The 16438-nt window shown below is 68.6% G+C and carries 19 protein-coding genes and 1 tRNA gene; 5 read left to right on the forward strand and 15 right to left on the reverse strand.

What is annotated here, in order from left to right; genetic code table 11:
* Nucleotides 1-13 precede the first annotated feature (13 nt).
* The 9 genes from AB0I72_RS19485 to AB0I72_RS19525 form a co-directional block, all read right to left on the reverse strand.
* Nucleotides 14-580, reverse strand: a complete 567-nt coding sequence (locus AB0I72_RS19485; RefSeq protein ID WP_358570384.1) for a hypothetical protein — start codon at nucleotides 578-580, stop codon at nucleotides 14-16.
* Nucleotides 577-1044: a hypothetical protein gene (locus AB0I72_RS19490; protein ID WP_358570387.1), complete on the reverse strand. Its 468-nt coding sequence runs from the start codon at nucleotides 1042-1044 to the stop codon at nucleotides 577-579. The genes AB0I72_RS19485 and AB0I72_RS19490 overlap by 4 nt, the downstream gene beginning before the upstream one ends.
* Before the next feature lie 3 nt (nucleotides 1045-1047).
* Complete coding sequence (locus AB0I72_RS19495) at nucleotides 1048-1608, reverse strand: hypothetical protein (RefSeq protein WP_358570389.1); 561 nt, start codon at nucleotides 1606-1608, stop codon at nucleotides 1048-1050.
* Nucleotides 1608-1952 carry a hypothetical protein gene (locus tag AB0I72_RS19500; protein WP_358570392.1) on the reverse strand — a complete coding sequence of 115 codons (345 nt, stop codon included), beginning with the start codon at nucleotides 1950-1952 and terminating at the stop codon, nucleotides 1608-1610. Before AB0I72_RS19500 ends, AB0I72_RS19495 begins: the two co-directional genes overlap by 1 nt.
* The gene (locus AB0I72_RS19505; protein ID WP_358570394.1) at nucleotides 1952-2158 is read right to left on the reverse strand and encodes a hypothetical protein; all 207 of its coding nucleotides are present in this window, start codon (nucleotides 2156-2158) and stop codon (nucleotides 1952-1954) included. Before AB0I72_RS19505 ends, AB0I72_RS19500 begins: the two co-directional genes overlap by 1 nt.
* Nucleotides 2155-2313 carry a hypothetical protein gene (locus AB0I72_RS19510; protein ID WP_358570396.1) on the reverse strand — a complete coding sequence of 53 codons (159 nt, stop codon included), beginning with the start codon at nucleotides 2311-2313 and terminating at the stop codon, nucleotides 2155-2157. Before AB0I72_RS19510 ends, AB0I72_RS19505 begins: the two co-directional genes overlap by 4 nt.
* A 1-nt stretch (nucleotide 2314) precedes the next feature.
* Nucleotides 2315-2866 carry a hypothetical protein gene (locus AB0I72_RS19515; protein WP_358570398.1) on the reverse strand — a complete coding sequence of 184 codons (552 nt, stop codon included), beginning with the start codon at nucleotides 2864-2866 and terminating at the stop codon, nucleotides 2315-2317.
* Nucleotides 2867-2945: 79 nt separating this feature from the next.
* A complete protein-coding gene (locus AB0I72_RS19520) occupies nucleotides 2946-3206 on the reverse strand; it encodes a hypothetical protein (RefSeq protein WP_358570400.1) in 261 nt (86 codons plus the stop codon).
* Nucleotides 3206-3457: a helix-turn-helix transcriptional regulator gene (locus AB0I72_RS19525; protein WP_358570403.1), complete on the reverse strand. Its 252-nt coding sequence runs from the start codon at nucleotides 3455-3457 to the stop codon at nucleotides 3206-3208. Before AB0I72_RS19525 ends, AB0I72_RS19520 begins: the two co-directional genes overlap by 1 nt.
* A 197-nt stretch (nucleotides 3458-3654) precedes the next feature.
* Between AB0I72_RS19525 and AB0I72_RS19530 the strand changes: the two genes are divergently transcribed.
* The 3 genes from AB0I72_RS19530 to AB0I72_RS19540 all read left to right on the forward strand — a co-directional run bounded on the left by AB0I72_RS19530 (nucleotide 3655) and on the right by AB0I72_RS19540 (nucleotide 5135).
* Nucleotides 3655-4158: a hypothetical protein gene (locus tag AB0I72_RS19530; RefSeq protein WP_358570405.1), complete on the forward strand. Its 504-nt coding sequence runs from the start codon at nucleotides 3655-3657 to the stop codon at nucleotides 4156-4158.
* A gap of 119 nt (nucleotides 4159-4277) precedes the next feature.
* Nucleotides 4278-4715, forward strand: a complete 438-nt coding sequence (locus AB0I72_RS19535; protein WP_358570408.1) for a hypothetical protein — start codon at nucleotides 4278-4280, stop codon at nucleotides 4713-4715.
* Nucleotides 4716-4733: 18 nt separating this feature from the next.
* On the forward strand, nucleotides 4734-5135 hold the full coding sequence (locus tag AB0I72_RS19540) for a hypothetical protein (protein WP_358570411.1): 402 nt from the start codon (nucleotides 4734-4736) through the stop codon (nucleotides 5133-5135).
* Between the two features lie 93 nt (nucleotides 5136-5228).
* Here the strand turns inward: AB0I72_RS19540 and AB0I72_RS19545 are convergent, their stop codons facing one another.
* Entirely contained in the window at nucleotides 5229-6149 is a 921-nt protein-coding gene (locus tag AB0I72_RS19545; RefSeq protein ID WP_358570414.1) for a tyrosine-type recombinase/integrase, read from the reverse strand.
* 109 nt (nucleotides 6150-6258) lie between these two features.
* Between AB0I72_RS19545 and AB0I72_RS19550 the strand changes: the two genes are divergently transcribed.
* Nucleotides 6259-6331, forward strand: a tRNA-Lys gene (locus tag AB0I72_RS19550).
* Nucleotides 6332-6697: 366 nt separating this feature from the next.
* A complete protein-coding gene (locus AB0I72_RS19555; protein WP_358570417.1) occupies nucleotides 6698-8296 on the forward strand; it encodes a serine/threonine-protein kinase in 1599 nt (532 codons plus the stop codon).
* Nucleotides 8297-8337: 41 nt separating this feature from the next.
* Here the strand turns inward: AB0I72_RS19555 and AB0I72_RS19560 are convergent, their stop codons facing one another.
* The 5 genes from AB0I72_RS19560 to AB0I72_RS19580 all read right to left on the reverse strand — a co-directional run bounded on the left by AB0I72_RS19560 (nucleotide 8338) and on the right by AB0I72_RS19580 (nucleotide 16320).
* Nucleotides 8338-9228 (reverse strand): immunity 49 family protein, encoded by an 891-nt coding sequence (locus AB0I72_RS19560; protein ID WP_358570420.1) that lies wholly within the window; start codon nucleotides 9226-9228, stop codon nucleotides 8338-8340.
* Between the two features lie 8 nt (nucleotides 9229-9236).
* Nucleotides 9237-12131: a hypothetical protein gene (locus tag AB0I72_RS19565; RefSeq protein ID WP_358570423.1), complete on the reverse strand. Its 2895-nt coding sequence runs from the start codon at nucleotides 12129-12131 to the stop codon at nucleotides 9237-9239.
* A gap of 44 nt (nucleotides 12132-12175) precedes the next feature.
* Nucleotides 12176-12523: a DUF6507 family protein gene (locus tag AB0I72_RS19570; RefSeq protein ID WP_358570426.1), complete on the reverse strand. Its 348-nt coding sequence runs from the start codon at nucleotides 12521-12523 to the stop codon at nucleotides 12176-12178.
* A 684-nt stretch (nucleotides 12524-13207) separates the two neighbouring features.
* Nucleotides 13208-14647, reverse strand: a complete 1440-nt coding sequence (locus AB0I72_RS19575) for an ATP-binding protein (RefSeq protein ID WP_358570429.1) — start codon at nucleotides 14645-14647, stop codon at nucleotides 13208-13210.
* Nucleotides 14644-16320: an FAD-dependent oxidoreductase gene (locus AB0I72_RS19580; RefSeq protein WP_358570432.1), complete on the reverse strand. Its 1677-nt coding sequence runs from the start codon at nucleotides 16318-16320 to the stop codon at nucleotides 14644-14646. Before AB0I72_RS19580 ends, AB0I72_RS19575 begins: the two co-directional genes overlap by 4 nt.
* Nucleotides 16321-16438: the final 118 nt, after the last annotated feature.

The raw sequence follows: 16438 nt of genomic DNA on the forward strand, positions 1-16438 counted from the left end.
GTCCGGTTCGTGGTCATGAGGTGCCCTTCATCAGGTCGAGGGCGGCACGGTCAGGGCCGGTCGCGATGAGGCGCACCCGCAGTGGGCGGGCGGGCCAGGCCAGCACCACGCCTTCGTCGCAGAGACCGGCCCGGTAGTCGGAGCCGTCGGCCCACACCTGGAGGTAGGGCTCAGACGGCTTGCCCGCGCGGTGCCCGTTGTCCGGGGCGGGTGCCAGCGGATACCCGTCCGGGGAGGTGCGGTCGGACACGTCGAGCGGGGTCCTGCGGTAGTGGTCCAGGTCCCCGGCGAGCATCGGGCACGCCTTCGCGGTGTAGGCGGCGCACTCGGGGTGCATGGCCGGTTCGACCACGTAGCCCCGGGTGCGGTCGGTCTCGCGGCCGAACAGCACGTACCGGGCCGGGTTCAGCGGCTCCCCGCAGATCTGGCAGCGCCGGTCGATGATGGCGCGGGCCCTCTTGGCGTCGTCGACCTGACCGAGGTGGTGGCCCCGGTCGGTTTCCAGGGACACCCAGGGGACGGCCCGCCCTCCGACGGTCAGCCGGTGCGCCAGGTGAACGGGGATCGGTGGGGCCGTCATCGTGTACCCCCGGAGATGATCCGCAGGGTCGGTGTCGGCGCGATGCGCACCTTCTCGGCGTACTGGCGCATCGCCTTGGCCCACTTACTCCCATGGATGACCCCGTCGGGGTCGGGGTCGATGCCGAGCGCGTAGCGCAACGTGTCGATCGCGTTCTCGACACGGTCCACGGCGATCAGGTCGACGATCTCGTCCACGGGGTCCCACCCGGTGATGAGGATGGGACCCGCATACGGGTGTCGGGGCGCTCCCATCGCGGCCAGGAGGCAGGACCCGAACACGTTGCGCGGGTACGTCTCGGGGAGCTGGCGCCCCCGGTCGTTGACCCACGCGGCAGCGGACCACGTCGCTCCGAGCGTCACACGGTCAGCGCTTTCCGGCCCCACCTCGACCTTCAGGTCAAGGTCACGGTCGTAGCTCATCCACGTGCCCTGCTCGCTGGTGTCGATGACCAGGTACTCCATCGGTCACACCCCCTCGCAGGCATTGAGGAACGCCTCATCGTCGGGAAGAGCGGAGAGCGGGAACGTCGCACCGCGCGCCAACGGGTAGTAGCCGTGGGCGGCGTGCACGGCACGGCGGCGGGCAAACCGGCCCCGGTCGTGCGGCTGGCACTGGTACCCGACGTAGGTCTCTAGGACCGCGGCGTCGAAGTCGACCAGGCACCTCCACTCGCACCACAAGCTGTCCAGTGGGAACTCGGAAGCGTCTTCGACGATCCCGGCCGACAGGATCGCGTCGGGGTCGCCCTGGGTTCCCCGCAGCAGCGCGTACCAGTCCTCCAAGGACTGGGTGCTGACGGTCAGGTCGGCGTGCGGCAGGTACTTCTCGATGTCGGCCAAGCTCGGCTGTGTGTCGGGCGCGACCACCCGCATCCGGGCGGCCCTGGCGCGGGCGGACTCCACATCAGCGGTGCGCAGCCACCGGAGCACGTCGAGTCCGAGCCCTTCGGGGTGAGCGGCCCAGTGCACGTAGGAGATCGCTTCGCGTCCCCCGGCGACGGTGCCGAAGAATCCTCGGGTGCCCATCACGCACCACCCCTGGTGCGGCGCACGCGCCGCAGGTAGTCGGTGCGGATCCACGCGGTCCAGGTGGAGCCGCCGTCGCGGAATGCGACGTGGACGGCGATGCCGTACCCGGGTCGGCGGGCGTCCTTGCCGCGCACCGGCGCGGACGGGAGCACCGACCAGGCGGCGGCGTCCGGCATCCCCGTGGTGCCGCACGGCACCCGGTCGGGGTGGTCCAGGGTGATGACCCCCTGCGCGCCGGTGTCGAGGTGGCGGACGTGGGTGCCGAGCGGCCACCAGGCGCGTGCGGCGGCGATCCGGTCGGCGGTCTCGGCCGCGCGCGACCGAGTGCGGGTGGTGCTCATCAGGACTCCCTCGTCTGGGCGTCGGCGACGGACACACCGATCCCGTCGGCGGCGGGGTCGACGGTCAGCCAGGCGTGCGAGCCGTTGCGGGTCGCGTACTTGATCAGGAGGCGGCCGTCCGGGTGGATGCCGTCGACCCGGCCGCGCACGTGCGCGTCGACCTGGTCGCCGACGGCGGCCTCGGGGTTGTGGGAGTGGCGGATCACGACAGCGCCTCCTCGATCAGGGCGAGCACCGTGTCGGCGTCAGCGGTCACGGAGCTGGTCCGCGGGGGGACGGCGGCCGGTGCCTGTGCGGGCTCCGGTTCGGTGTTCTCGGCTCGGCGGCGTGGCCGGGGCCGGATGCGGATGCGCGGGGACATGTCAGGCCGCCTCGGTGTCGGCGGTCGGCTCGCTCGCGGCGGGCTGCTCGTCGGTGTCGGTGGGGCCGTCAGTGACCAACCGGACCCGGACTCCGTGGACCATGGCGGTGATCTGGTAGTGCACGCGGCCCGGGACGCGGACGCCCGCCTCGCAAGGGACCGACAGGACCTTCGCCCACTCCCGCAGACAGGCCATACCGTCGTCATCCCAGAACCGGCCGCGCACCCCGTTGACGCTGACCTGCCACTCCTCCGGCTGGGGCAGGTCGGGGTAGCGCTCGGTCAGGTGGGCGACGGCACGGGCGGCCAGGGACCGCAGGCGGGTGGTGTCGACCTCCGGCAGCTCCTCGCCCCGGGCGGTCGCGATGATGGTGCGCAGCTCGTGCGCGCGCCGGTCGCAAGTCGCGGCAGCTTCGATGGACTGGTCGGCGGACCGGGTGTGGTCGGCGGCTTCGGCGCGGTGCTGCGCGGCGGACCGCTCGGTCTCGGCCGCCAGGTCTTCCAGGTCGGCGAGGGTGGTCTCGGAGACATCGCGGATGCTTATCCTGGTCATGGCCCTGATCTCCTAGGTGTGTTGGGGCCTTCGCCCCTGGCCGGGTCGCATCCGGCCGGGGCGTTTTTCGTGGGTGGGTCTAGGCGGCTCGCTTGCGGCGGCGCGCTTCGACACCGAGTCGGCTGATGCGTTGGTAGTGGGCGTGGCGGGCGTTCTGCGCAGCCTTGGCTCGGTCGTCCGGGCGCATCACGCCCTCCGGGTCGACCTTCTTCTCCCAGCCCTCCTCGCGGGCGCGGTTGGCTGGGGCGATGCGCTCGGACCGGACGGGGGTACGCGCCCACGAGATGTTCGCCGCCATGGAGGCGATCTGCTTGCGCCGCTTGGGATCGGGGTGGGCCATCACGCCACCTCCGCACTGGTGGCCGGGGAGGTGGTCTGTGCCGCCTCACTGTCGATCCACAGATCTCCGTCGTCGAGGTCCAGGCAGCTGATCAGGAGTCCGTAGGTGTGGAGGCCGGGCTCTCGGGCGCCGCGGCTGATCTTCTTCAGCCCACCCAGGGAGAGGCCTGTGCGCTGTGCTATGTCCTCCAGGGTCAGAGCCCTGTTGCGTCGGACGGTGTGGAATCGGATCCGATCGAACCTGCGTTCCATGATCCCATACTAACCCATATGGACCCACATAGAACCCCGAAAGAACCCCTTTTTTGTTCTCTCGATCCACATTGAACCACGTAGAACCCTATGACCTGGGGATACGTGATTCAGCTGGGCCACATTTTGCTTGTTGGGTGGCTACAGACGGGTTCCGTATGGGTTCCGTATGGGTTCCGCGCGGTAAGGTGACCCTCATGACCTCTGAGCAGCCGCCCGAACGCGTGGCGCTACGCCGCTACATGGAAGAGCGCCAAGAGGAGCTCGGGCTGGAGTGGACCGAGATCGCCGAGATCGGCGGCACCAACGACGAGACCCTCCGGCGCGTCCGAACCGGCGTCGGAAAGATCCAGATGAAGACCCGCAAGGCCATCGAGAAGGGCTTGCAGTGGGCCCCCGGCTCGGTCAACACGATTCTGTCCGGCGGGCGCCCCCTCCGGCTGGAGGAGCAGGGCGCCGGCGCCTACATCACCACGACCCCCCAAGGCGGTCAGCAGCTGTGGCTGACCGTCAGCACCCCCGGCGAGCCGCAGCAGCAGATGATGATCCCCCTCGACACCGACAGCGTGGCGGGTCTGCATGGGCTGACCGACGCAGACCGGGCCTCCCTCACCCACCAGATGCTCGGCGTGATGGTGCACGCCGGCCGAGCCTTCCTCGAAGAGCAGGGGCGCCGCCGCCTCAAGGAGGAGGAAGGCTGACCGAATCCCGAACTTCGGTTGGCCGGATCGTGGATTTTCCCAGCTTGTCCTCGTATCATGATGATTCCCGCTCGCCACTGTGGCGTAGATCACATCGCGGCATGCAAGGGGGATCAACGATGCCCACCCCACCCCCACCGGAGCCCGACGGGCCGCTCGACCCGGAGGACTCCGGTCTCCCACCCACCTCCAGGCCTGATGCACACAGGCCGTTCATCTACCGGCCCGGACCCAACGACCCCGCCCTGTCGATCATCATCGACGACGGGGACCCGCCCGCTGAGGGCTACTGGCTCTACACGACCTCCCGCGGATACCTGTTCCGCTTCTGGGAGGGTTCCACCTTCGGTCGCGTCGTCCGAGGGGGCAAGCGACATGTCACTGGGGAGCCCTACGACCTGTGCTTGAAGGTCTACGGGCTCTGGTCGTGGGACCAGATCCCCGATGACGGCAGCGGGTTCTGGGGCTCTGGTGAGGAGTACGTCAACTACCAGGCGATCCGGTGCCTCGAAGTCGCCGGACTCCTCGTGCCCTATCCGTACACGGATCACGCGTGACCGTGGCAGGAGATACCGATGCACGACGACTCCGCACCTGACGCACCCAAGCCGTTCATCTACCGACCCAACCCCAGGGGCCCCCTGGTCTCGATGATCATCGACGACGGGCACCCGCCCGAAGAGGGCTACTGGCTCTACCCCGAGCCATGGGGATACCTCTTCCGGCTCTGGGAGGGATCGACCTTCCAGCGAGTGATCCGCGGCTACAGGCACAGCCTGACCGGGGAGCCGGAAGACCTGATCCTGAACATCTGGGGCTTCGAGTCCTGGGACGAGGTCCCGGAGGACGGCACCGGCTACTGGGGCCACGGGGACGCTCCAGTCGACTACCGAGGCATCCGGTGCCTGGAGGTCGCCGGACTTCTCGTCCCGTTCTCATCCATCCCGTCCACCTCGCCGCTGGCGGAGGCCAGCTGACCCGCGCACACAGACGCCCCGGCCGTGGCGGCCGGGGCGTCTTCACGGTCCGATCACAGCTCGCCGTGGACGGCAGCCGCTACCGGTGCCTGCTCACGCGAACCGGTCTGATGGGGACACCCTGCGGTGCGCCGCGCGCGCCCGCGCCGCAGCGGCCGAGCGCCCGTACCGTTTGGCCATCGCCGCTGACTCCCACCCGCAGACCGCCATCAGCTCCTCCTCGGTCAACCCCGCCTCCTTGAGCAGGTGGGCGGCGGTGTGGCGGAACAGGTGCGGGTGCACGTGCGCGATCCCGGCCGCCTTCGCGCGGCGCGTGAGCATCTGGCGCACCCCGGAGTCGGTGAGGCGTCCCTTCGGGCTCAACCACAGCTCCTTGCGGTGGCTCAGCTTGTGCTTGGCGCGCTCGCGAAGGTACCGGTCGATCGCGGCGGCGGTCGCTGGGCCGATGGGGATGAACGTCTGACGTCCCCCTTTGAGGATGACCCGGAGCTGGCCGCGGTCGAGGAGGACGTCGTTGGCTTCGTCATCGTGGGGGGCGTACCTCAGTCCGACCAGGCCGCCGGCGCGGACACCGTTGTCGAGCAGAGTGAGGATGATCGCGCGGTCGCGGCGGTTCTCGAAGCTGCGGCCCGCAGTGGCCTTCACCAGGGCCTTGATGTCGTCGGCCTCCAGGACGGGGATGTCCTTCTCGGGGACCTTCGGCGCGCCGACCTTGATCATGGGGTTCTCGCCGTGGTCGAGCTCTTCCTCCTTGACCAGCCAGTTGAAGTACGCGCGGAGGTTGCGGAAGTCGATGGCCGCGGTCCCGGGCGACGTGGTGGCCTGGCGGTGGCGGAGGAAGTCGCGGACGTGGCTGGGGCGGACGGCGCTCGCCGCGAGGCGGCGCTCGTGCTCGGCCTGCCAGTCGGAGAACAAGAGGATGGTGTCGCGGTAGCGGGAGATGGTGGTCTCGGCTCGGTTGCGGGCCTGGAGGTCCAGGGCCCACGAGTCCATGTGCGACAGCAGCAGATTCACAGGGTCCTCCGAGGGGTCGATGGTCGCAATCCTCCGCTGTGCAACCGTCGTGCCACTCCGGTAGACTGCCCGGGGTGTGCATCCTCCCTGGTAGACAGGGATGCTGCGCGGGCCCCTAGCTCAATTGGCAGAGCAACGGACTTTTAATCCGTGGGTTCAGGGTTCGAGCCCCTGGGGGCCTACCCCGAAAAACCCCAGGTCAGAGCGCAAATGAACGCTGCTCGGCCCGGGGTTTTCGTGTGTCCGGGGCCTCGAAATGGCTCCATGCGCGCTCCCGAGTGCTGGCCACCGCGCACGGGCTCCTGGCGATGGAGGAGTTGGCGCCACTGGCCGGGCTGGTGGCGGTGTCGGACGCTGGCAGAGGAGTCCTTCGCCCAGGGCGAGGAGCTGCCGCTCAGAGACAGTTCAGTCCGAGAATCATGACAAAACGGACCTGCAACTGGAGTACCAGCCCCTGCCCTTGAACCGATGCTCTTTTGTGACAACAGGTATCTATCATTCTGCCGAATACACGTTCTTGCCCGAGTCGATGATGCCAGGAGTGAGCCGTGTTCGCACTCACCGACAAAGATCCTCGCCGAGTTGGACCGTACCGACTTTTCGCGTCGCTGGGTGAGGGCGGCATGGGGCATGTTTATCTCGCGATCGGACCAGATGGACAACGTTTGGCGGTCAAACGAGTACTGCCGCATCTTGCGAAAGACGCGGGGTTCCGCCAGCGCTTTGCCCTGGAGGTGGCGACTGCTCGCCGTGTCGAAAGTCCGCACACCGTCCGCCTTGTCGACGCTGACACCGACGCCGAACAACCCTGGCTGGTATCCGAGTTCATTCCCGGTCCCACATTGATCCAATATATCCAGGACAATGGACCGCTTCCCGAGAAATTTGTCCGTCGCCTCGGCATCGACCTCGCGGCGGCACTGACGGCAATCCATGGCGCGGGACTCGTTCACCGAGACCTCAAACCCTCCAATGTCATCCTGACCCCCACCGGGGCCAAGCTCTTGGACTTCGGGATCTCACGCGCCATCGACTATTCCACCAGTGTCGCCCTCACCCAGACCGGCGGCGTCGTCGGCTCTCCCGGCTACATGTCCCCCGAGCAAGCCCAGTCCAAGCCTCTCACCGAGCGATCCGACATCTTCGGCCTCGGCTGTCTCCTGGCCGCCGCCGCCACCGGCCGCACCCCCTTCGACGGCCCCTCCATCCCGCAGGTCCTCTACAAGGTCGTATACGAACAACCCGACCTCGACGCACTCCCCGATTCCCTGCGCGTCCCCGTCAGCCGGTGCCTGGCCAAGAACCCAGCCGACCGTCCCACGCTGGAGGCTCTCACCGAGCTCCTCACCGGACTCGAGACTGTGGCGGGGTCGCCCCCAGCCTCAGTCACGTCCTTCGTCGAGCGGCAGCGCATCGAGGTGAACGCCTTCATCGACACGGTCGATCAGCAGGCGACCCTCGTCGACGAAGGCCCGACCCATGTTCTCCCGCCCACCCTTGGCGATCCCGTTCCGCCGCGATACCGTTTCGGTAAACCCGTCCTCACCGCCGCAGCAGCCGCGGCGGCCATGCTGCTGGCCATTCCGCTCTGGATCGCCCTCTCCTCCAATGACGATCCACCGACCGGCGAGAACGATGACCGTTCCCCCACCTCCCAGGTCGATGAGAACGATGCCGAACCGGCAGCGCCGACACTGTCCGTTCCGACCGCGGCGGCACTCTGCGAGGTCCTCGACGCCGAAGGCCTCGCTGCCGCATTCGGCCCGGAATGGGAAGTCACCGAAATCCGAGAAGACGACGCAGCCTGCAGGGCCAGCGTTCGCGACAGTACGTCGCCCGCTTATGCGACCTTGTCGATCTCCGTGACCCCCTCCGACCTTGACAGTTGGCTTTTCTGCCCGTTCACCGAATGCGACTATGACTATGACTCAGAACTCATTCCGAACGGCGAATCAACCGCCAGGCCCTGGGAAATGGGAGGAGTCATCGATGGCACCATAGGATTGGAGATGATCTGGTACCAAGACGGCCTGGCAGGGGTGGTGAGGGCGGCGGCCCCGGGGTCGAGCGACAGGTCGATGGATGTGTTGCCCGACTTCCTCCTCGACCAGGGCATCGCACTCTACGACCTCGCCAATGGCGACTGACAGCGACCGAGGCGACTTCGGTTCTGAGGGGTGGCCGAGGGTCAGGTCGGGAACTCGCCGTACCAGGAGCGCTCGACGATGTGCTTGGGCAGGTAGTCGGACTCGACTTCCAGCCGGAAGGCGGGCTCGTGGAAACTCCTGTCGTAGGCCATGCAGGCCAAGGCCAGCAGGCCGAGCGGCACTGTGCCGTCGATGTTCTGGGCCCGTTCCTCGTTGGTGGTGTGGTAGTCGCGGAACAGCCGCAGCCCGTTGGCGAGGGACTCGTTGAACCCGGCAGGGTCTCCCTGAGCGAACTTCAAGAACGCCTCCATCTGGGGGAAGACGAGCTTGTTCAGCGCTTCCGGGTCGCCGAACTCCACTTGCCGAGGGTCGGACATCTCCATCGCGGCGGTGAGCTCGTCCACCAGGCCTGGCCGGTTCGTCATGAACGCCTGGAGCGCCGCCACCCAGTGGTAGGTGTAGGGGTTGTACCGGGTGCCCTTGCTCTGTCCGGCCTCACGCAGCAGGTCGACGGGGATCTGACAGAGTTCCCGCCAGCGTCGGTCCTCGCGGCAGGTCACAGCGAGGAAGAAGGCCTGCGTCCAGTTACTCGCGTTGGTGTAGTAGCGGGGACCAGTGGCGGTCAGATGCCGGGGCTTCTGATCGATCACGCACTCGACGTCGGTCCCCTTCGAGGCCGTGGAGACGGCGAACAGGGCGTGCGCCACCTGCATAGACACCACCCAGGCCTGCCAGGTCTGCAGCTGGACGGCCTCCGGATCCAGGACCAGGCTGATCCTCGCGTCCACGTAGATGGAGCTCAGGACCGAAGGGGCGGACTTCGCGGTCTTCTCCAACCGGGCGACCTGCCGGGACCTCTCCGCGGGGAAGCGTTCCGCGTGCGCCGCGTACACCGGGCTGGTCACATCATGCCGAGAAACGATGGTGGTCACGTGTCCCCCTAGTCGGAGATGTCGAACAGGCCGAAGGTGTATCCGCCATACCGGTTTCCGTCGGGTATCCCCTTGACCTCCACGTAGTACAGCTTGTCATTGTCGAGGGCGTCCTGGATCTCGTCGGCGAGGGTCAGTTCGTTGTCGTCGAGGTTTGCGTCCCTTCGGCCGCGCCCGCGCATCTCCACGAGAACGTCCTCGAGGTACTCCCGTGATCCTTGGGAGACCCGTCTCAGGTCCCCGTTGGCATCCGAGACGGTGCGCTCGCCAAGCGCGGTTCCCGTGCTGCTCTTGGCTTCCACGATGACGATACCGCCGTCCTCGGTCCGCCAGATCTGGTCGAACTGGTGGTTCCCGTTCGTGGGCCTGGTCGAGTGCACGACGGGTGCGTCCTCCGACAACCTGGGCAGCTCCACCTCCGTGCCGTCGTTCAACGTCACAGTGTGCTGGCCGTCGAACTGCTCCCGCGTTGCGGCTTCCGCGAGAGCCTCACCGAAGTCCTCACTGGCCGTAGTCATGCGGGCGTGCTTCGGGGAGTGGTCGTTCTCGGCGTCGATGATCTCCTGGTGGCCCTCGGGGTACCGGTCTCTCCTGTCCCGAAGGATCTGTTCGGCGGCTCGGTCAGCCTCGATCGCCTCACGGCGTTCGTTGGCCAGGTCGTGCAAGTGGCTGACGCTCGGGTCGTCAGGGTCCGCACGGACGGTGATCTTGTCACCTTCCGTGAGGTAGTCGGGCCTGTCAGGCGGGGCGATGGAGTCCTTGAGAAACCATGGAGGGCTTCCCGTCGGACTGGTGATCTGAGGGATCGTGTGACCACTGATCTGGATCCCGATACTGCGCCTGGATCCACTGCGGTCGTAGAACTCGTTGAACAGGTCAGGGCGCCTGTTGATGAGGTCGGTGAATCCAGAGGCGAACTCCGACCACTTGGTGTTCTCGTTCAGCCCGAGTACCCGGATGACCTCCTGGGTCCTGACGACTCTCGTGTAGGCGTCCCGCCGATTCGGGTCCAGGGGAGTTTCGCCGTCCAGGTCGGACGGGTCGTCGGAGCCTCCCAACCGGTCCGATCCACTGGGCGTTGGGCCGTGCCCACCGGCTTGGTCGATGGTCGACGGGCCGTCCCCCAGACCGTTGACGTGGCTACCGCTTGTCGAATCCCCGTTGACGGGCGTGTCGTGGACGGTGCCACCGCCACCGGTTCTGATGTCCCCGGTGCTGTTGGTGATGGTGGTGTTGGGTGTGTCAGATCCGCCTCCGGCCATCGCCATCTCCGGTTGCCGGACCGCGCTGGCCTGCCAGGGCGAGTCCGGGTCCAGGGCACGGAACTCCTCGGCCAGCTCCGGGGACATGGCCTCGGCCAGGGCCGGGTCCTCCCGGAGCATCTCCGCCAGGACCTGGGCGTCCTGGACCTCCTGGACCGTGGGATCCTGCGAAGTGGTGGAAGCGTCGCTGACAGGAGCGGTGGCATCAGACGAGAAGGAACCCTCCTCGGCGGTCGAGGCGGCCTCGCTGGAAGAGTCCGCGAAGGTCGTGCTGTCGGGTGAGGCGGCCGCTTCTGGTGTGTCGACCGGTGCGGACACACCGTCCGAAGCTGGTGTGCTGAAGCCTTCGGCCGTGTCGTTGAGTTCTGCCAGGGCTGTGTCCATCCGGCCCAGCTCCTGGGCGCTGCCGCCCTCCAGGGATGGTGACAGGTCGCCACCCACCGGCGTTGAGGCACCGTCCGGTCCGTGGGAGACCTCGAACGGCCCCACCGTCGGGCCGCTGTCCGTCGAGGCCGGGTTGCCCGACCCCGCGTCCACGTCGACGTCCACATCGCCTGAGCGGGCGGCCCCTCCGAGAAGATCGTTGCCGACCTTGATCGCTCCGAGCCCGAAGGCCGCGGAGCCGACGTTGACCGCTCCGGTGGCGATCACGTACCCGGGCCGGTCCTCCCACTCGCTGATCGGAACCACGGCCTCGAACGCCTCGATCCAGGGCCCCCGGGCGGTGGCGTACCAGTCATCGGCCGAGCCCGGCGCACGGAAGTCGCCGTCGACGAAGAACCCCGACAGGTTCCCCAACCCGACCAGCGAGTTCTCCAGCTCCGCTCCGATGTTGGCGAAGTTCTCCGGAGACAAGGGGTAGACGGCCTCGCCGTCGGCGTCTCGCAGGCCCAGGGCGGTCGCCGTCCCGGTCACCACCCCCACCGCGGCGTCCGCGACGCCGGCCCACACGTCCTCGTACCAGGGTGTGCTCGCCTGGGCCGGGGCGCCCCAGGGGTTGTCCGCGTCGACCTGCGCGGTGAACGTGCCGTAGTAGGCCCCGTCCCGGCCGTCAGAGGTCTGACCGGGGTCCGCGGCGGACAGGTCGCTGACTCCGCGGAAGTAGGTGCCGCCGTAGCTGGCCCCGATGGCGTTGGCGCACGTCCGTTCGGCCGTTTGGAACTCGAACACGGCCTGGGCGATGCGGTTGTTGAGGTAGTTGTTGCGCTCGCGCAGATCGTCGTCGTCGGACCACTCCTGGTCGCCGTCGACCTCCTCCCACAACTCGACCGCCTTCCCCTGCAGGCGGATCAGCTCCTCCTTCAAGGGCCGCGCGGTCTCGGCGAAGGTGGTCAGGGCGTCGGCCGCTCCGGTCACGGCCTCCTGGGTCGCTGCGGTGTCCGATCCGACCGGGTCGATGACCGACAACAGCTCGCCCGACTCGGGGGCGGTGTAGATGCCCTCCAGCCCGGCCCAGGTGGAGGTGATGTCGATGCCGGACTGGGCGATGGCCTCGCCCACGGTGCGCAGACGCCCGGCGGCGGCCTCGAGCTCGTCGGGGTCGACCCTGGGGATGGGCACGGCGGAGGGAAGGATCGGGCCGTTGACCACGCAGGGGTCGAACTCGCCCACGCCGAGGTAGGTGAAGGAGGAGGAGAACATGACTCCCAACAGAAAAAGGGGGTGATGGGGGAGGGGTTGGGGGTTCAGTCGGGGATCTGGCCGGCGTTGGCCTGGGCCTGGGCGGCCATCGCGTGGTTGCCCTCCACGTAGTACAGGGTGGCCTCGCTCGCACCGCTCACGGCGCTGGCTCCGAGCCCGACCGCCTCGCCCAGGACGCCGAAGTAGTGTTCGGCGAACTCGGCCAGGGCGATGCCGATGGGGGCGCTGGCGGCGTGGGTGGACACCTCCTCCAGGCACCCTCCCAGGTCCGTCATGTTCCCGGTCAGACCGGTGGTGGCGTCCTCGTCGCCGATGTGCCCGTGCACCTGGTTGAGCACGCCGCTGACCTCGGGGACCTGGATGTTCCATCCGGACACGACGTCTCCGTTCATCGGGTGAGGGAGGCAGGCGAGCTTGGGGGTGGTGGGGGAGGTTTTCGTGTCCCGACGGCACCACTCAGGGGTGCGGCATAGTGATGCCGTCGTCACGGGCGGTTTTCGATTATGGCAGAGCGTGGGGTGAAATGTCGTCACTGTTCCGTGTGTCCAGCTCTGCCCACTCAGGGTCGGCGCAGCTCAACGATGCCTCAGGTTGTTCGGCTTGGCCGGATTCGGTCAACGCTCGCACCGGGCGGTTCTCGTGTTCATCCTGTTCGATGAGGTGCAGCGGCAGGGTCGCCGGTCATCCTGGTTCAGGAGAAGGAGAAGGAGAAGGAGAAGGAGAAGGGACGGCACGAGACACGAGGCGGAAGCGGCCTCGTCAGGGCGCACCCCGAGTCACCAGCGGACTTGATCCGCACCTCGCGAGGGGCCGAATTGGCTCCGTTGTGGCTCCGGTGTTCTAGAACCCGGTGGCACGGGGTGGTCTCCCACGGTCTCCAGTGGCATGACGGACCCCGATCATGCTGGACGAACCGGGGCATACCACCACGAATCACTCCCGCACACGCGGACTCTTCATCCGTGGGTTCAGGACTCGAGCCCCTGGGGGCCTACCCCTTCTGAACTGGCGCTTCTCTCCGTGAGGGGCGCCATTGTCGTTCCAGGGTTGCGATTCGGGTCGCACTTCACACGCCGCTACGCGTCCGTCGCCTCCCTCGGCGCCGTCAGCGGCAGGCGCACCTGGAAGCGGGTGTCGCCCGGCACGGACTGCACCTGGAGGCTCCCGTGGTGCTTGTTGACGACGATCCGCCACGAGATGTCGAGCCCGAGCCCCGTTCCCTCGCCCACCGGCTTGGTGGTGAAGAAGGGGACGAAGATCCGGTCGCGGATCTCCGGATCCACCCCCGTCCCGGTGTCCCCGAACTCGACCAGCAGCTGCTCGCCGTCGCGTTCGGTGCGCACGGTCAGCGTTCCCTCGCCGTCCATCGCCGAGACGGCGTTGTCGATCAGGTTGGTCCACACCTGGTTCAGCTCACCCGGGTAGACCGGGATCCTCGGCAGGCCCCGGTCGTACTCCTTGACCACCTGGATCCCGGAGCCGATCTTCCTGGAGAGCATCACGAGCGTGCTGTCCAGCAGTTCGTGCACGTCGGTCACCTGGAAGGGCGCGCGGTCGAGCTGCGAGTACTGCTTGGCGGTGTCCACCAGGTGTGAGATGCGGGTGGTGGAGTCCTCGATCTCGTTCATCAGGAGCTCGGTCTCGACCGTGTAGCCGAGCCAGCGGACGGCGCCTTCCAGGGCCTGTTCGTCTATGGCCGCCGCCACCCGGTCCAACCAGTCGGCGTCGAGTCCGGCCTGCACGAACGTCGCCGCCAGGTCCCACCCGTCCGCGACCCCGTGCTCGTCGAGCCAGTCGGCGAGGGCGTCCTCACGGTCGGCGGCCTCCAACGCGCTGAGCGGCTCGGCCTTCGACACCCGTTCGGCCGTGCGCTCCTGGATGTCGACGAGCACGTCCAGGGTCTCGCGCGAGTACGGGCCCGCCGTGAGCTTCCCCAGCTTGTGCCGCATCCCGGCCACCCGTTCGCGCAGCGCCGACGTGGCCCGCACGGCGGCGGCCGCGGGGTTGTTGAGCTCGTGGGTCAGCCCCGCGGACAGGGAACCGAGAGCCAGGAGACGTTCCCGCTCGTTGACCTTCTGCTGGGAGTTCTGGGTTCCGTAGAACATCCCCTCCAGCAGGTGGACGGCCATCGGGAACCAGTCCCGCATGATCTCGGCGAAGGTCTCGGCGGGCAGGACGAAGAACCGCGTGGGCTCCGTGACGCGCAGGGAGCCCCGGTAGCGCTGGTCCTCGGCGCCGCTGAGGTAGGCCTGCATGGCGCCCGCGTACGCCCCCCGGTGCGAGGTGCGGACGGTCTCCACGTCGTCGGGGCCGACCCGGCGGGAGAGCGCCACCGTGCCCTCCAGGAGCACGTAGAAGCAGGTGGCCGGATCGCCCTCGCGGTAGACGTGGCCCGGCTCGAACACCTCCACCCGGCCCTCGCGGCACAGCCGCTCCAGTTGTTCGTCGGAGAGCTTCTCGAACAGGAAGAGCGTGCTCAGCTCGTCCTGGTCGCAGCGCGTCGGCCGCTCGGTCATGACTGCTCCAGGTAGCGGTGGACGAGCATCACGGCCATGGCGCCCTCGCCGACGGCGGAGGCGACCCGCTTGGCGGACTCCGCGCGGGCGTCGCCCGCCACGAACACCCCCGGCACGCTGGTCTCCAGGTGGTACGGCGGCCGGTCCAGCCGCCAGCCCCCCGGCGGACGGCCGTCGACGCTCAGGTCCGGCCCGGCCAGGATGAACCCGCGCTCGTCCTTGGCGACGGTGCCCTCCAGCCAGTCGGTGCGCGGGGCCGCGCCGATGAACGCGAACAGCCACTGCGTGTCGACGAGTTCGGTGGATCCGCTCTTCACGTCGCGCAGGGTGAGCTGTTCCAGGTGGTCGGTCCCGTGCGCCGCCTCGACGACCGCGCCGGTGCGGACGTGGATGTTTGGCGCGCCCTCGATCTGCTGGATCAGGTAGTGCGACATCGACGCCTCCAGCGAGGGCCCGCGCACCAGGAGGGTGACCGACCTCGCCCCCCGGGACAGGTACATGGCGGCCTGCCCGGCGGAGTTGGCGCCGCCGACGATGTACACCTCGTGGCCGTGGCAGGAGGGGGCCTCGGTGAGCGCGGAACCGTAGAAGACCCCGCGCCCGGTCAGCTCGGCGAGCCCCGGCGCGTCCAGCTGCCGGTAGGACACGCCCGTCGCCAGGAGGACGCTGTGCGCGGCGATCGCGGAGCCGTCCGAGAAGCGCACGGTGCGCGAGGCCCCGTTCACCTCCAGGCCCGACACCTCACGCGCGCTGAGGATCTCCGCGCCGAACTTCGCGGCCTGCCGTCTGGCCCGGTCGGTGAGCTGCGCGCCGGACACACCGTCGGGGAAGCCGAGGTAGTTCTCGATCCGCGAGCTCTGCCCGGCCTGCCCGCCGGTGGCGGAGCGCTCCACCAGGACGGTCCGCAGCCCCTCGGACGCGCCGTAGACGGCCGCGCCGAGCCCGGCCGGGCCGCCGCCGATCACCACGAGGTCGTAGAACTCCTCCGCCGGTGTCGTGGCCAGCCCCACCAGCGACGCGAGCTCGGGGTCCCCGGGTTCCGCCAGCGCCGTCCCGTCCGGGGCGATCACCAGCGGAAGCCGTTCCGCGCCGTGCCCGGCGGCGCTCAGCAGTCGCCTGCCCTCCGGCTCGTCCGACGAGTACCAGCGGTAGGGCACCTGGTTGCGGGCGAGGAACTCCCGCACGTCCGACGACCGTGCCGACCACCGGTGGCCGACGACCTTGGCCGTGTCCACCGGCCGCTGGCCGTCGTTCCGCCAGGCCTCCAGCAGGTCGTCCATGACGGGGTACAGCTTCTCCTCGGGCGGGTCCCAGGGCTTGAGGAGGTAGTGGTCGAGGTCGACGAGGTTGATCGCGTCGATCGCCGCGTTGGTGTCCGCGTACGCGGTCAGCAGGACGCGCCGCGCCCCCGGGTAGACGTCGATGGCCCGCTCCAGGAACTCGATGCCGTTCATCCGCGGCATGCGGTAGTCGGCCAGGACCACCGCCACCTGGTCGCCGCGGAGCTTGAGTTCGCGCAGGGCCTCCAGAGCGGCCTCGCCGGACTCGGCCCGCACGATCCGATACGCGTCACCGTAGCGACGCCGCAGGTCGCGGGCGACGGCTCGGGACACCCCCGGGTCATCGTCCACGGTCAGGATGACGGTCCGCCCCGAACCCGCCGACTGCGCCATGCGTCTCCCTCGTCCGATCCTCGCGGTGCGTCCCGCGACACCGCGCCGTGCCCTGTAACACCGCGCGGTGGCCGCGCAGTCCGCGGCCTGTCCCACGACACGGCGCCGCCGTCGCCCG

This window comes from Nocardiopsis sp. NPDC049922, from assembly GCF_040660275.1.
Classification (GTDB): Bacteria; Actinomycetota; Actinomycetes; order Streptosporangiales; family Streptosporangiaceae; genus Nocardiopsis.